The following is a 14,404-nucleotide window of genomic DNA, read 5'->3' as shown; positions in this document are numbered from 1 at the left end:
GTCATCGCCTCATTTTTCTTTGCCGAACAGGCCGGCGGGACGCAGCAGCAGCACGACCACCATCACGACGAACACGACCACTTCCGACGCTTCCGGATAAAACACGCGCGTCAGCCCTTCGACGACGCCCAGCGCCAGGCCCGTGACGATGGAGCCGAGGATGGACCCCATGCCGCCGATCACGACGACGGCGAACACGACGATGATGAGATTGGAGCCCATCAGCGGCGTGACGTTGATGACGGGCGCCGCCAGCACGCCGGCAAAACCCGCCAGCGCGACGCCGAAGCCGTAGGTCAATGTCACCATCAACGGCACGTTGACGCCGAACGCTTCGACCAGTTTCGGGTTCTCCGTGCCTGCGCGCAGGTAGGCGCCCAGCCGCGTTTTTTCGATCGTGAACCACGTCGCCAGGCACACGACGAGCGAGGCGAACACGACCCAGGCGCGGTAGTTCGGCAGGATCATGAAGCCGAGGTCGGTGGCGCCGGACAGCGCTTCCGGCACGTCGAGGGTCTGGCCGGACACGCCGAAGAACGAGCGGAACACGCCTTCCAGCAGCAACGTGATGCCGAAGGTCAGCAGCAGGCCGTACAGGTGATCGAACTTGTAGAGCCAGCGCAGCATCGTCTTTTCGAACAGGATGCCGAACGCGCCGACGATGAGTGGCGCCAGCACGAGCATCGCCCAGTAATTCAGCCCGAACGACGTGACGCCGATGTACGCGGCGAACGCGCCCATCATGTACAGCGCGCCGTGCGAGAAATTGATCACGTTGAGCAGGCCGAAGATGACGGCCAGGCCCAGCGACAGCATCGCGTAGAACGAACCGTTCACCAGGCCCAGCAGCAGCTGGCTCATCATCGCCTGCAGGGGGACGCCGAAAATTTCCATATGACGTGCTTAGCCCAGGCTCACTTCCACGCCGCGCACTTGGTCTCGGCCTTGGTCGTGTACGCCTGGGTGCCCGGGATCGTGGCCACGACCTTGTAGTAATCCCATGGCGCCTTCGACTCGGCCGGCGTTTTCACCTGCATCAAGTACATGTCGTGCACCATGCGGCCGTCCGGACGGATCTCGCCATTCTTCGTGAACATGTCGTTGATCTTGGTCTTTTTCAGCTGGGCCATGACCTTGTTGCCATCGTCGGTGCCGATCGCCTTGACGGCGTTCAGGTAGTTCATCGCAGCGGAATAATCCGCCGCCTGCAGCGACGACGGCTCCTTCTTCATCTTCGCGAAGTATTTTTTCGCCCACGCACGGGTGTCGTTGTTCATGTCCCAGTACCACGCGTCCGTCAGGTAGAGTCCCTGCGTCGTCTGCAGCCCGAGGGTGTGGATATCGTTGATGAACACGAGCAGGCCCGCGATCTTCATCTTGCTCGTCAGGCCGAATTCCTTCGCCGCCTTGACCGAGTTGATGAAGTCGCCGCCGGCATTCGCCAACCCCAGCACTTGCGCTTTCGACGACTGGGCCTGTAGCAGGAACGACGAAAAATCGGACGCGCCCAGCGGATGCTTCACACTGCCCAGCACGGTGCCGCCATTGGCCTTGACGACGTCGGTCGTGTCCTTTTCCAGCGACTGGCCGAACGCGTAGTCGGCCGTCAGGAAATACCAGCTCTTGCCGCCCTGCTTCACGATCGTGGCGCCCGTGCCGCGGGCGAGCGCAACCGTGTCATAGGCATAGTGCACCGTGTACGGCGAGCACTGTTCGTTGGTCAGTTGCGCACTGCCGGAACCGATCGCGATGAAGACTTTTTTCTTTTCCGCCGCGACCTTGGCCATGGCGAGGGCCGCACCGGAATTCGTGCCGCCGATCAGCATATCGACGCCCTGCTGGTCGAACCATTCCCGCGCCTTGCTGGCGGCGATGTCCGGCTTGTTCTGGTGGTCGGCGACGATGAACTGGATTTTTTTACCGTTGATGGCGCCGCCCGCATCGGCGATCGCCATGCGCACGGCTTCGGCGCCGCCATTGCCGTCGATGTCGGAATACACGCCCGATAAATCCGTGATCATGCCGATTTTGATGGTGTCGCCCGAGATCTGGGCCAGCGCCGGCATGGACAAACCGGCCGCGAAGGTGGCGGCGGCAAAGGCAATCGCTGTTTTCATGTGGTCTCCATTGTCGATGATCAAACGCCCAGCAGCTCGGTCAATGCCGGCATGCTGGCCTGCAGCTCCGCGGCCGCGATCGTCGTGACGATGCGGCCGTGTTCCATGACGTAAAACCGGTCCGCCAGCGGCGCCGCGAACCGGAAATTCTGTTCCACCATGACGATCGTGTAGCCCTTCGCCTTGAGGGTCGTGATCATCTTCGCCAGCGCCTGCACGATCACGGGGGCGAGCCCTTCCGAGATCTCGTCCAGCAGCAACAGGCGCGCGCCCGTGCGCAGGATGCGCGCGACGGCCAGCATCTGCTGCTCGCCGCCGGACAGCCGCGTGCCCTGGCTGTGGCGCCGTTCGTACAAATTTGGGAACATCTCGTAGATCTCGGCGACGCTCATGCCAGCCTCCTGACCCGCCAGCTTCGGCGGCAACATCAGGTTTTCCTCGGCCGACAGCGACGCGAAAATGCCGCGCTCCTCCGGGCAGTAACCGATGCCGAGGTGGGCGATGCGGTGCGTGGGCGGGCGGATCGCCTCGACGCCATTGACCTTGATCGACCCGGTGCGCGCGCCCGTCAGGCCCATGATGGCGCGCAAGGTGGTCGTACGGCCCGCGCCGTTGCGGCCCAGCAGGGTGACGACTTCGCCCGGCTGCACGGTCAGGCTGACGCCGTGCAAAATGTGCGATTCGCCATACCAGGCTTGCAGGTTCTCGATCTCCAGTGCGGGCGTCATCCGTGTGCTCCCGCCAGGTTGTTGTCGGCGCTGCCCATGTACGCTTCGATGACCTGCGGATTGCGCGACACGTCCGCGTAACTGCCTTCCGCCAGCACGGCGCCCCGCTGCAGCACGGAGATGCGGTCGCAGATGCCGGACACGACGTTCATATTGTGTTCCACCATCAGGATTGTTCGGCCGCTCGCCACTTTCTTGATCAATGCCGTCACGCGGTGCACGTCTTCGTGGCCCATGCCTTGCGTCGGTTCGTCCAGCAGCATGAGTTCCGGCTCCATGCCGAGCGTCGTCGCGATCTCGAGCGCGCGCTTGCGGCCGTACGGCAGGTCGGCCGTGACCGTGTCCGCAAAGTTTTCCAGATCCACTTCGGCCAGCAAGGCCATGGCGCGATCGTTGAGCTGGTTCAGCGTTTTTTCGCTGCGCCAGAAATAAAAACTGGTGCCGAGGGCGCGCTGCAGGCCGATGCGCACGTTTTCCAGCACGGTGAGATGAGGAAAAACGGCCGAGATCTGGAACGAGCGGATGATGCCCATGCGCGCGATCTGCGCCGGTTTTTGCGAGGTGATGTCGGTGCCGTTGAACAGGATACGGCCGGCGGACGGAGAAAGAAATTTCGTCAGCAGGTTGAAGCACGTCGTCTTGCCGGCGCCATTGGGTCCGATGAGCGCGTGGATATGGCCGCGCTGCACCTGCAGACTCACCTGGTTGACCGCCGTAAAACCCTTGAATTCCTTCGTCAGATCACGTGTTTCCAGAATGACGTCCGGCATTGCGTCTCCCCCGCTTTCGTCCATTCAAGCTTTACAAATCATACACACTTTTGGAACTCGTCAAGATACAGCACGCGGCAGGCGGATCGCCCTGCGCTACGTCATGACGGCGCGCAAACCCGTTGTGCAAAAACGCACTATGACCACGTGCGGTCGATCAGCGCAGCCACCTTTTCGGCAATCATCAGGGTCGGGGAATTCGTGTTGCCGGAGGTGATCGTCGGCATGATCGACGCGTCGACGACGCGCAACCCTTTGACGCCTTTGACCCGCAATGTGCTGTCGACGACGGCGAGCGGATCGTCCATTTTTCCCATGCGGCAGGTGCCGACGGGATGGAAAATCGTCGTGCCGATGAGGCTGGCTGCTTCCGCCAGTTCTTCCTCCGTGCGGTAGTGCGGGCCCGGCTTGAATTCTTCCGGGCGGTATTGCGCCAGTGCGGGCGCCGCGACGATGCGCCGGGTCAGCGCCAGTGCGTCGGCCGCCACCTTGCGGTCTTCCGGCGTGCTGAGATAGTTCGGCGATATTTTCGGCGGCGCGTAACTGTCGTTCGCCGCCAGCCGGACGTGCCCCCGCGCCGTCGGCCGCAGGTTGCACACGCTGGCAGTAAAAGCCGGAAAACCGTGCAGCGGATCGCCGAATTTTTCCAGGGACAGCGGCTGCACATGGTATTCGAGGTTTGGCGTCGCCTGGCCGGGATCGGACCTGGCGAACGCACCCAGCTGCGACGGCGCCATCGACATCGGCCCGCTCTGGAACAGCAGGTATTGCACACCGATTTTCATCTTGCCGTACCACGACGCAGCGCTCGTGTTGAGCGAGCGGGCGCCCGTGATGCGGTAGACCATGCGCAGCTGCAAATGATCCTGCAAATTTTCGCCGACGCCGGGCGCATCGACGACGGGGTTGATCCCATGCTGATGCAGCAAAGCCGCCGGCCCGATGCCGGACAATTGCAGGATATGCGGCGAGCCGATGGCACCGGCGGCAAGCAGGGTTTCGCGCCGCGCCGTCGCCGTGAATGCCCGGCCGCCGCCCGTGAATTGCACGCCGCGGCAGACAACGCCCTGCTCCGTCTGCCCGATCAACAGCTTTTCGACGTGACAACCCGTCATGATCGCCAGGTTCGGCCGCGTGGAAGCCGGCCGGAGAAACGCTTTCGCCGTGTTCAGCCGGATACCGCGCCGCTGGTTGACTTCGAAATAGGCACAACCCGCGTTGTCGCCGCCGTTGAAATCGTCGACTTTCGGGATGCCCGTCTGGTGGGCCGCTTCGCGGAACGCGTCGAGGATCTCCCAGGACAGCCGCTGACGCTCCACCCGCCATTCGCCGCCGCTGCCGTGGATGGCGCTGGTACCGCCGTGATGGTCTTCGCTCGCCTTGAAAATGGGCAGGACATGATCCCAGCGCCAGGAGGGATCGCCCGTGATGGCGGCCCAGCGGTCGTAGTCCCCGGCCTGGCCGCGCATGTAGATCATGCCGTTGATCGACGAACTGCCGCCCAGGACTTTACCGCGCGGGTAGATCAGCGCGCGCCCTGCCAGGCCGGGATCGGCTTCCGTTTTATACAACCAGTCCGTGCGCGGGTTGCCGATGCAGTACAGGTAGCCGACGGGGATGTGGATCCACAGGTAATCGTCCTTGCCGCCCGCCTCGATCAGCAGCACCTGCACGTCGGACCTGCGGGTCAGGCGATTGGCCAGCACGCAGCCGGCGGTACCGGCCCCGACAATGATGACATCGAATTCCCCTGCGGACTCCATGGACCCTCGCATCTGATTCGGTTGAGCAAGCTTACCAGATGATCAAGCTCAACAAGGGGTCCCTGGACTGTGGATAAGCGTATGAATATCCACAGGTACGAAATGTGAGGAAGATCGGTTTTTCGCACAGTCGGGATTTTTATCCAGTTTTGCCACAAGGCACATACAAGACCAGCCCACCGTCTTATGCGAACCGTAAACGTTTGATGTTGTGGAAAAAATCCGGCTTATCCACAGAAGAGTGGCACCGTTAACTATTACTATTATTCTGTATACAAGCTTCTGGTTGTAAACCTGACGAGCCGCCTTGAAAGCTGCGGCCCTGTCGAAAAAAAATTTCTCGTCGCCGATCTCGACATCGTTCTGCTCAACAAAAAAAATCGACCGACTCCGGATGCGTTCATGACCACAACGCCTGCCCGACGTCGACCAGGCCAGCTACCCGCGACACCCAAACGCCCTGTTTCCGGGCCTTTTGTGGATAAGCTGCTGAATATCCACAGGATCGAATGTGCGGAACTGCCACGAAAGTCGATCTCGAATTTTTTTTCCAGTTTTGGTCCTCGACAGAAACAAGGTTTGTTCGACAGCTTTCGACGCACGTAAACCCTTGAGCTTGTGGAAAAAATCCCGTTTATCCACAGTTCAGCCGGCGTTTACTATCATTACTATCCTTTCTTTCTATCCAAGTTAACTAAAGAAGGACAACTCGCCCAGCAGCGATCGACGGCGAAGCAGACACGACGCGAACGCTCTTCTGTCTGCAAAAAAAAGAAACTGAACGCCGTCGCATCCAAAAAATGCTGACGTAACGACTGCTCGACTGCCGTTTGTCTACAGGAAGAACATGATGCCGAGGTCGCATCCGGAACAGCGTTCGCAGCCCGCGAACGTCCTGCCGGCAGACAAAACCAGCTCGACTGTGGAAAAGGCGCTGCATATCCACAGGATCGGATGTGCAGAACGGCCGTTTTTTCTGCTCGCCTGGTTTTTGTCCAACATCGGTTCAGCATCGATACAATGCTTGTCCAGCCGCTTCGTGAGCACGTAAACCGTTGACGCTGTAGACAAATTCCTTCTTATCCACAGGAAGGAAGGCGTTTACTATCACTACCATTTTTTATATATATCTTTGTTTTATTAATACAAAAACAGAGCGAACAGCGGGAACAAGCCGCCAAAACCGTCCGTCAACCCATCTAAAAACCAGGCTGAACCATGCGATTAGGGATCATCAGTGCGTTGCACGAAGAACAGCAGGGGCTCGTGGAGGCCATGGAAGGGGCCTACAAGCTCACGCACGGCATGCGCGAGTACTTCCTCGGACGACTGTGGGAAATCGACGCTGTGTGCGTTTTATCGCGTATAGGCAAGGTTGCAGCGGCACTGACGACCGCAACGCTTGTGGAGAAGTTCGGTGTTACCCACATCCTCTTTACGGGCGTGGCTGGCGCTGGAGACGCTTCGATCCGTGTCGGCGACATCGTCGTGGCCGAATCGCTCGTCCAGCACGACATGGATGCGAGCCCTTTGTTCCCCCGCTACGAAGTGCCGTTGACGGGTTTGACGCACTTCCTGTCCGACCACCACATGGCGTTGCAGCTGGCGGATGCGGCGCACCGCTTCCTGGAAGACGACTTCGCGCTTGCCGTCGACCCCGGGGAAAGGGCCGTATTCGCGCTCAGCGGGCCGCGGCTGCATCGAGGCCTGATCGCCAGCGCCGACCAGTTCGTGAGCGACAAGGACCGTCTGGACGCGTTGAATGAGGCATTGCCGGGTCTGCTGGCGGTGGAGATGGAAGGCGCCGCGGTTGCGCAGGCCTGTTTTGAGCTAGGCATCCCGTTCGGCGTGATCCGGACGATTTCCGACAACGCCAACGAACACGCGGCCACGGATTTCATGCGTTTCGTGAAATCCGTGGCCGCGCGGTATGCTTTTCACATCGTCAGGCAGTTTTGCCTGGGTTGGCAACATCAGGCCAACAGGGTATCCGCCGGCACGTAGTCATAGCCGAGATCCTTCGCGACGGCCGCATAGGTCACCTTGCCTTCGCAGACATTCAAGCCGCTCTTGAGGTGCGGATCGTCGCGCATGGCCTGCCGCCAGCCCTTCGTCGCCAACGCGACGGCATGACCGATCGTCGCGTTGTTCAGCGCAAATGTCGACGTGCGGGCCACTGCGCCCGGCATGTTCGCCACGCAATAGTGAACAACGCCGTCCACGACAAAGGTCGGATCGGCGTGCGTGGTCGGATGCGACGTCTCGAAACAGCCGCCCTGGTCGATCGCCACGTCGACGACGACAGCCCCTTTTTTCATTTTTGACACCATGTCGCGCGTGACGAGCTTCGGCGCCGCGGCACCGGGCACGAGCACGCCACCGATGACGAGGTCGGCCGACAGCACCGCTTCCTCGATCGCGTGCGCGTTCGAATACAGGGTCGAGATCCGGTTGCCGTAGACGAGGTCGAGCTGGCGCAGGCGGTCGACGTTCTTGTCGAGCACGGTGACACGTGCGCCGATGCCGACCGCCATCTGCAACGCATTCGTGCCGACGACGCCGGCGCCGATGATGACGATGTGGCCCGCCGCCACGCCCGGCACGCCGCCCAGCAGGATGCCGGCGCCGCCCTTCGATTTTTCCAGGTGGCTGGCGCCGGCCTGGATCGACATCCGCCCCGCCACCTCGCTCATCGGCGCCAGCAGCGGCAGGCCGCCGCCCGGGCCCGTGATGGTTTCGTACGCGATGCACACGGCGCCGGATTTCACGAGGGCCGCCGTCTGCTCCGGATCGGGCGCCAGGTGCAGATACGTGTACAGGATCTGTCCCGGACGCAGCATCGCGCATTCCTGCGGCTGCGGTTCCTTCACTTTCACGACCATGTCGGCCTGCGCGAAGATCTCTTGCGCCGACGGGACGATCGTGGCGCCGGCAGCCGCGTATTGCTCGTCCGTCAACCCGATGCCGGCACCGGCGCCGGTCTGCATGATGACCCGATGCCCGCGCGCGACCAGTTCGTGCACGCTGGGGGGCGTCAGGCCCACCCGGAATTCATTGTTTTTGATTTCTTTTGGTACGCCTATCAACATGTCTGCCTCCAGGTTAAACCTACGAAAAACATCTCCAAAAACAAAACGCCGCGGCGCAGGTTAGAAACCTGCTACCGCGGCGTCGCAGCCATCAGGACCCGGATTACAGACCGAGCGTCATCAGGCTTGCGTTACCTCCTGCCGCGGTCGTGTTGACGCACAAGGCGCGTTCCGCCACCAGCCGCCACAACGCCACCGGTTCGCCCGCACGGGTGTCGACGATGCCGACGATCGCCCCCGGACGGGCCGCCAGCCGCGCCTGCAGATCCCCGGGGAGACCCTGCTCGACGAGGGCCATGGCGAACTCGCTGCCGTCCAGCTCCTGCGCGTTGATGAAACGCACGTGTTCCTTGACGGCGATCGGCAACGCGGGCAGCGTTTCCGCCAGCACGAGCGCGCGGTTGCCCGTCGCGAACGCGGCCGCCAGCTGGTTCAGCAGGCTCGCCGTGCCGTTCGGCGCGCACAGGACGGTGCCGCGCGGAACGAAATCGAGCTGGTTGCGCTCGCCCGTCGGGCCCGGCAAGTCGATGCGCACGCCGTCCAGCGTCGTTTCCATGTAACCGTTTGCCAGGTTCGCGATGTCGCCGTGGCCGTTTGCGCACGCCCAGGCAAGCAGGCCGTCCAGCGCGTTATTGCTGCGGCGTGCGTGACGCAGCAGCGGCGCCGCATCCTGTTGCAGGCGCTTCAGGTACAACGGGCCGCCGGCCTTCGGACCGGTGCCGGATTTCCCCTCGCCACCGAACGGCTGGACGCCGACGACGGCGCCCACGATATTGCGGTTCACGTAGATGTTGCCGACGTGGGCCCGCGTCGTGATGAATTCGATCGTCTCGTCGATGCGCGAATGCACGCCCAGCGTGAGACCGTAGCCGGTCGCGTTGATCGTGTCGACGACCTTGTCCAGCTCGGAACGGCGCCAGCGCACGACGTGCAGCACGGGGCCGAAGACTTCGCGCTTCAGTTCGCTCATCGAGCCGATCTCGAGCACGGTCGGCGGCACAAACGTCCCCTGCGACAGCAACACGTCCGGCAAGACCAGCGAGAAATGCTGCTTCGCCGTCGCCTTCATGCGCTCGATGTGGCCGAGCAGGTTTTGCTGGGCTTCCTTGTCGATGACGGGGCCGATGTCGGTGGACAGGCGGTCCGGCACGCCCACGCGCAATTCCTGCATGGCGCCCTTGAGCATCTTGATCGTTTTATCGGCGATGTCTTCCTGCAGGAACAGCACCCGAAGGGCGGAGCAGCGCTGGCCGGCGCTGTCGAACGCGGAACTGAGCACATCCTGGACGACCTGCTCCGGCAGTGCGGAAGAATCGACGACCAGCGCGTTCTGGCCGCCCGTCTCGGCGATCAGCGGGATGTCGGCGCCTTCCTGTGCGGAACGTGCGGCCAACGTACGGTTGATCAATTGCGCAACCTCCGTCGAGCCCGTAAAAATGACGGCTTTTACACGTGCATCGGAGGTCAACGCGGCGCCGACGGTCTCGCCACGGCCCGGTAACAGCTGCAGCGCGCCTGTCGGCACACCCGCTTCGTGGAACAACTGCACGGCGCGGTGGGCGATCAGCGGCGTCTGCTCGGCCGGCTTTGCCAGCACGACATTGCCGGCGGCCAGCGCGGCGGCGACCTGGCCCGTGAAGATTGCGAGCGGGAAGTTCCAGGGGCTGATACATGCGACCGCGCCCAGCGCGCGCGCTTCCGGTGCATTGCGGATCTCGGCCGCGTAATAGCGCAGGAAATCGACCGCTTCGCGCACTTCCGCGATCGCGTTCGGCAGAGACTTGCCCGCTTCGCGCACGGCCAAGGCCATCAGTTCGCCGCGGTATTGCTCGAACAGATCGCCGACGCGGGCGATGATGTCGGCCCGGCCCGCATTGCCCATGCCTTCCCAGGCCGGTTTCGCGTTCACGGCGGCCTGCAGCGCGGTATCGACGTCGGCGGTGGTCGCTTCCGTCACCTGGCCGACGATGTCCGCCGACTGCGCGGGATTCACGATGTTCAGCGCACCGGCCGCTGCGACGGGACCGTCGACGAGCGGTGCGGCCACGTAATGGCGCGGCGTACCGAGGTCTGCGGCCAGTTCGGCCAGCACGTGTTCATTTGCCAGGTCGAGCCCGGCGGAGTTGCGGCGGCCGTCCGGGAACAGAGTCAGCGGCAGCGGAATGCGCGGGTGCGGCAGGCAGTGCGCGGCGCGCGCGGCTTCGAACGGATCGGTCAGCAGGGTGTCGATGGGCACGCTCTCGTCGACGATCTGGTTCACGAACGACGAATTCGCGCCGTTTTCCAGCAGGCGGCGCACGAGGTAGGCGAGCAGTGTCTCGTGCGAACCGACCGGCGCGTAGATCCGGCAGGCTTTACCGAGGTTCTCTTTGCCGACGACCTGGTCGTACAGCGTTTCTCCCATGCCGTGCAGGCACTGGAATTCGTAATCGGTGACGTTGCCGGCCTTCGCCCACGTGTAGATCACGGACAGCGAATGTGCATTGTGCGTGGCGAACTGGGCGTAGATCACGTCCGTCGCGGCGAGCAGCTTGCGCGCGCACGTGAGGTAAGACACGTCCGTGTAGATCTTGCGCGTGTACACCGGATAGCCCGGCAGGCCGTCGACCTGGGCGCGCTTGATTTCCGCATCCCAGTACGCGCCCTTGACGAGGCGGACCATGAATTTGCGGCCGCTGCGGCGGGCCAGGTCCACGACGAAATCGATCACGAACGGGCAGCGCTTCTGGTACGCCTGCACGACCAGGCCGATGCCTTCGAAGCCGGCCAAGGATGGATCGAAAGCAAGAGCTTCCAGCATGTCCAGCGAGATTTCCAGGCGGTCCGCTTCCTCGGCGTCGATATTGATGCCGATGTCGTATTCCTTGGCGAGCAGCACGAGGTTGCGCACGCGCGGCAGCAGTTCGCCCATCACGCGGGCATATTGCGCGCGGCTGTAGCGCGGATGCAGGGCCGACAGCTTGATCGAGATGCCCGGACCGTCCTTGATGCCGCGGCCATTGGAGGCCTTGCCGATCGCGTGGATGGCCGCTTCGTATGAGGCATAGTAATTGTCGGCGTCGGATTCCGTCAGCGCCGCTTCGCCCAGCATGTCGTAGGAATAGCGGTAACCGCGGGTTTCGTTTTCGACGCTGTTCTTCAAGGCTTCGGCTATTGTCTGGCCGGTGACGAACTGGTTGCCCAGCATGCGCATCGCGAGGTCGACGCCCTTGCGGATCAGCGGTTCGCCGCCTTTGGCGATCATGCGGGTCAACGCGGCACCGAGGCCCTTCTCGCTGCTGGACGACACGAGCTTGCCGGTGACGAGCAGGCCCCACGTGGCGGCGTTCACGAACAGCGACGGCGATTCGCCCAGGTGTTTTTTCCAGTCGCCCTTGCTGATCTTGTCGGCGATCAGGCGGTCGGCCGTTTCCGTGTCGGGTATGCGCAGCAGCGCTTCGGCCAGGCACATCAGTGCGACGCCTTCTTCCGACGACAGCGAGAATTCGTGCATCAGCGCATCCACGCCCGACGAGCGCGTACGTTTTTCGCGCACGGCCGACACGAGGCGGTGCGCCAGCATGTAGGCGTCGCCGTTGGCGCTGGCACCTTGCGCAAGCAGCCATTCCACGGCGGTGGTCTCGTCACGGCGGTAGGCGGCGGTGATCGCCGCACGCAGCGGCGTCTGTTCGCGGCGGGTTTCGGCCTGCAGGGCGTCGAAAGGGACGTAGGTGGAAGCCGGGAAGGCGGCAATGTTCATGAACGGTCAGGAAAAAATGGATGAGGACGAGCACCGGCAAACGCCGGTCTGGAGTGCGGATCAATGATTCGATTGTAGAAGGAAATCTTCTGGATTAATTCTGTTTTTACAGAAGACTAGCAATAGATAGTTTTTGGTGAGAGAATTTCACCAAATAATATTTATAGTGGAGAGAGAACACATGCTGGACAAGATCAGCAAGAAAATCCTGGCCGAACTACAGAGCGACGGGCGTATCAGCAACGTCGAGCTCGCCGCACGGGTCAACCTGTCGCCCGCCGCCTGCCTCGAGCGGGTGCGCAAGCTGCACGAGTCCGGCTACATCATGGGCTATACGGCCCAGCTGAATCCGCAGCTGCTGGACGTGTCGCTGCTGGTGTTCATCGAAGTGGTGCTGGACCGCACCACCCCGGAAGTCTTCGACGCGTTCAAGCAGAGCGTGCAATTGATTCCCGAAGTGCTCGAATGCCACATGGTGGCCGGCGGGTTCGATTACCTCGTCAAGGCGCGCGTGAAAGACATGGCAGCTTACCGCGAATTCCTCGGCAAGACACTGCTGCAGAAAGGCGTGCGCGAGACGCACACGTATGCGGTGATGGAAGAAGTCAAGAACACGACCAAGCTGCCCATCAAATGAAAAACGCCCTGGCAGGCAGGGCGTTGTATCTTCAGGCAATCTTTTCCATCTTTTCCGACGTTTCCGACTTCTGCGGAAGCATTTTTTGCGCCGAAGCGGACAGGTTTTCCAGGTTCTTGCGCAGCCAGCGGTGGGCCGGGCTGCGGCCGTCGCGTTCGTGCCAGAGCATGTCCAGGTGCACGGCCGGCAGCTGGAACGGCAGCTCGCGCCAGATCAGTTGTTCGGCCGCACCGGTCGACGCGATCAGGTGCTTCGGCAACACCGTGACCAGATCCGAGTTCGCGACCACGCGGCCGGCCGTGAAGAACTGGTTCACGGTCAGCAGGATGCGGCGCTCGCGGCCGAGCTGCGCCAGCGCTTCGTCGACGAGGCCGTGGGCGCGGCCCGAGAAGCTCACCAGCAGGTGGTTCGCCTTGCAATAATCGTCGAGGGAGAGCGTGCCCTGTGCGAGCGGGTGATTCTTGCGCATCACGACGACGTATTCTCCCGAATACAGGCGCTCGTGACGGATCGGCGAGCCCGTTTCGTACGACAGCTGGGCCGCGACGCCGGGGAAGAAGCCGACGGCCAGGTCGATGTCGCCGCGCAGCAGCATCGGCCGCGGTTCGCGCGTGGTCAGCGGCACCATGCGGATGTTGACGCCCGGCGCCTCTTTTTCGATCGACCGCACCAGAGAAGGCAGCCACAGGGCGGCAGTGGCGTCGGCCATCGCCATGCGGAACGTCGCCTGGGCCTTGGAAACGTCGAAGGTTTCCGGCATCACGGCCGCTTCCAGCGCGGCCAGCGCCTGGCGCACGGCGGGCCACAGCGCTTCCGCGCGCGGCGTCGGTTTCACACCGTAGGCCGTGCGGATCAGCAATTCGTCGCCGAGGCTTTCGCGCAGGCGTTTGATGGCGTTCGAGACGGCCGGCTGGGTCATCGCGAGGTGACCGGCGGCGCGTGTCAGGTTTTGCTCGGTCATGACGGCGTCGAAGACGCGGAGCAGGTTCAGATCAAGCGTGAGGAAGCTCATGGGACTCCGTTCAGGACGGGCAATAAATGGTTTGTCGGTACGGTAAGTGTACCCGATTTCCATTCACGATCAATATAATAGCTATTACCAAGTGTAATTAGATTTATATGTTGCGTTGCACTATAGTGACATCGAACGAATAGATCAGCTTGCTACTTAGTCTTCCCATGTCCTTCTCCGACACCCTTTTCCAGACCCCGGTGCTGGCTCTGCCCTTCACCCACCTGCTCTTGTGCATGGTCCAGCTGACCCTGCTGGGCGGCGTGTTGATGTTCTTCCGCCCCCTGCTGGTCGGCATCGTACGCGCGCTGGTACTGGTGGTGCGCCCGCGCCCGACGAAGGGCGAGCTGGCGGCACGCAGGCAGCGTGCGCAGGCCGCAGCGGTGGGATCGCACTGATCCTTACAGTCTAGTCTACACAGCTTCATTCCCGAAAGCGGGGGGCCCCGGAAAACGCGCCCCCGGGTTTTTTTGAAACAAGAAAAACCAGGGCCGCGGAAAAATTTGGGGGGGGGGTTTTTGGGGGGTTTTTTTTTTTTTTTTTTAAAAA

General features: G+C 62.2%; 11 protein-coding genes. 3 read left to right on the top strand and 8 right to left on the bottom strand.

Going from position 1 to position 14,404, the window contains the following annotated elements; genetic code table 11:
* Nucleotides 1-9 precede the first annotated feature (9 nt).
* The 5 genes from ACEN88_RS01010 to ACEN88_RS00990 all read right to left on the bottom strand — a co-directional run bounded on the left by ACEN88_RS01010 (nt 10) and on the right by ACEN88_RS00990 (nt 5,378).
* Nucleotides 10-894, bottom strand: a complete 885-nt coding sequence (locus ACEN88_RS01010) for a branched-chain amino acid ABC transporter permease (protein WP_413336978.1) — start codon at nt 892-894, stop codon at nt 10-12.
* Between the two features lie 20 nt (nt 895-914).
* The gene (locus ACEN88_RS01005) at nt 915-2,117 is read right to left on the bottom strand and encodes an ABC transporter substrate-binding protein (RefSeq protein WP_413336977.1); all 1,203 of its coding nucleotides are present in this window, start codon (nt 2,115-2,117) and stop codon (nt 915-917) included.
* Nucleotides 2,118-2,137: 20 nt separating this feature from the next.
* Nucleotides 2,138-2,845 (bottom strand): ABC transporter ATP-binding protein, encoded by a 708-nt coding sequence (locus ACEN88_RS01000; protein WP_413336976.1) that lies wholly within the window; start codon nt 2,843-2,845, stop codon nt 2,138-2,140.
* The gene (locus ACEN88_RS00995; RefSeq protein WP_413336975.1) at nt 2,842-3,615 is read right to left on the bottom strand and encodes an ABC transporter ATP-binding protein; all 774 of its coding nucleotides are present in this window, start codon (nt 3,613-3,615) and stop codon (nt 2,842-2,844) included. The genes ACEN88_RS01000 and ACEN88_RS00995 overlap by 4 nt, the downstream gene beginning before the upstream one ends.
* A gap of 137 nt (nt 3,616-3,752) precedes the next feature.
* Entirely contained in the window at nt 3,753-5,378 is a 1,626-nt protein-coding gene (locus ACEN88_RS00990; protein WP_413336974.1) for a GMC family oxidoreductase, read from the bottom strand.
* Between the two features lie 1,218 nt (nt 5,379-6,596).
* Between ACEN88_RS00990 and ACEN88_RS00985 the strand changes: the two genes are divergently transcribed.
* Complete coding sequence (locus ACEN88_RS00985; protein ID WP_413336973.1) at nt 6,597-7,382, top strand: 5'-methylthioadenosine/adenosylhomocysteine nucleosidase; 786 nt, start codon at nt 6,597-6,599, stop codon at nt 7,380-7,382.
* Here the strand turns inward: ACEN88_RS00985 and ald are convergent.
* Nucleotides 7,352-8,467, bottom strand: coding sequence for an alanine dehydrogenase (gene ald / locus ACEN88_RS00980; RefSeq protein ID WP_413336972.1), 1,116 nt, complete (start codon nt 8,465-8,467; stop codon nt 7,352-7,354). The two genes, ACEN88_RS00985 and ald, sit on opposite strands and share 31 nt — an antisense overlap.
* A 103-nt stretch (nt 8,468-8,570) precedes the next feature.
* Entirely contained in the window at nt 8,571-12,206 is a 3,636-nt protein-coding gene (putA, locus tag ACEN88_RS00975; RefSeq protein ID WP_413336971.1) for a trifunctional transcriptional regulator/proline dehydrogenase/L-glutamate gamma-semialdehyde dehydrogenase, read from the bottom strand.
* Between the two features lie 181 nt (nt 12,207-12,387).
* On the opposite strand from putA, the gene ACEN88_RS00970 reads away from it, so the two are divergent.
* Nucleotides 12,388-12,843: an Lrp/AsnC ligand binding domain-containing protein gene (locus tag ACEN88_RS00970; RefSeq protein ID WP_036171419.1), complete on the top strand. Its 456-nt coding sequence runs from the start codon at nt 12,388-12,390 to the stop codon at nt 12,841-12,843.
* A gap of 31 nt (nt 12,844-12,874) precedes the next feature.
* On the opposite strand, the gene ACEN88_RS00965 is transcribed toward ACEN88_RS00970, so the two are convergent.
* On the bottom strand, nt 12,875-13,855 hold the full coding sequence (locus ACEN88_RS00965; RefSeq protein WP_056133791.1) for a LysR family transcriptional regulator: 981 nt from the start codon (nt 13,853-13,855) through the stop codon (nt 12,875-12,877).
* 200 nt (nt 13,856-14,055) lie between these two features.
* On the opposite strand from ACEN88_RS00965, the gene ACEN88_RS00960 reads away from it, so the two are divergent.
* Nucleotides 14,056-14,253, top strand: a complete 198-nt coding sequence (locus ACEN88_RS00960) for a hypothetical protein (protein WP_156403983.1) — start codon at nt 14,056-14,058, stop codon at nt 14,251-14,253.
* Nucleotides 14,254-14,404: the final 151 nt, after the last annotated feature.

The sequence above is a fragment of the Massilia sp. CT11-108 genome (assembly GCF_047302915.1).
GTDB classification, from domain to species: Bacteria; Pseudomonadota; Gammaproteobacteria; order Burkholderiales; family Burkholderiaceae_D; genus Telluria; species Telluria orientalis.
Note: the sequence above shows the minus strand (reverse complement) of the source record. Positions and strands in the feature narration are given on the sequence as shown.

Excerpts from the sequence above, each read along its gene's own strand:
- ACEN88_RS00995 (WP_413336975.1), bottom strand. The coding sequence starts at position 3,615 with ATGCCGGACGTCATTCTGGAAACACGTGATCTGACGAAGGAATTCAAG.
- ald (WP_413336972.1), bottom strand. The coding sequence starts at position 8,467 with ATGTTGATAGGCGTACCAAAAGAAATCAAAAACAATGAATTCCGGGTG.
- ACEN88_RS01000 (WP_413336976.1), bottom strand. The coding sequence starts at position 2,845 with ATGACGCCCGCACTGGAGATCGAGAACCTGCAAGCCTGGTATGGCGAA.
- ACEN88_RS01010 (WP_413336978.1), bottom strand. The coding sequence starts at position 894 with ATGGAAATTTTCGGCGTCCCCCTGCAGGCGATGATGAGCCAGCTGCTG.
- ACEN88_RS01005 (WP_413336977.1), bottom strand. The coding sequence starts at position 2,117 with ATGAAAACAGCGATTGCCTTTGCCGCCGCCACCTTCGCGGCCGGTTTG.
- ACEN88_RS00990 (WP_413336974.1), bottom strand. The coding sequence starts at position 5,378 with ATGGAGTCCGCAGGGGAATTCGATGTCATCATTGTCGGGGCCGGTACC.
- putA (WP_413336971.1), bottom strand. The coding sequence starts at position 12,206 with ATGAACATTGCCGCCTTCCCGGCTTCCACCTACGTCCCTTTCGACGCC.
- ACEN88_RS00970 (WP_036171419.1), top strand. The coding sequence starts at position 12,388 with ATGCTGGACAAGATCAGCAAGAAAATCCTGGCCGAACTACAGAGCGAC.
- ACEN88_RS00985 (WP_413336973.1), top strand. The coding sequence starts at position 6,597 with ATGCGATTAGGGATCATCAGTGCGTTGCACGAAGAACAGCAGGGGCTC.
- ACEN88_RS00965 (WP_056133791.1), bottom strand. The coding sequence starts at position 13,855 with ATGAGCTTCCTCACGCTTGATCTGAACCTGCTCCGCGTCTTCGACGCC.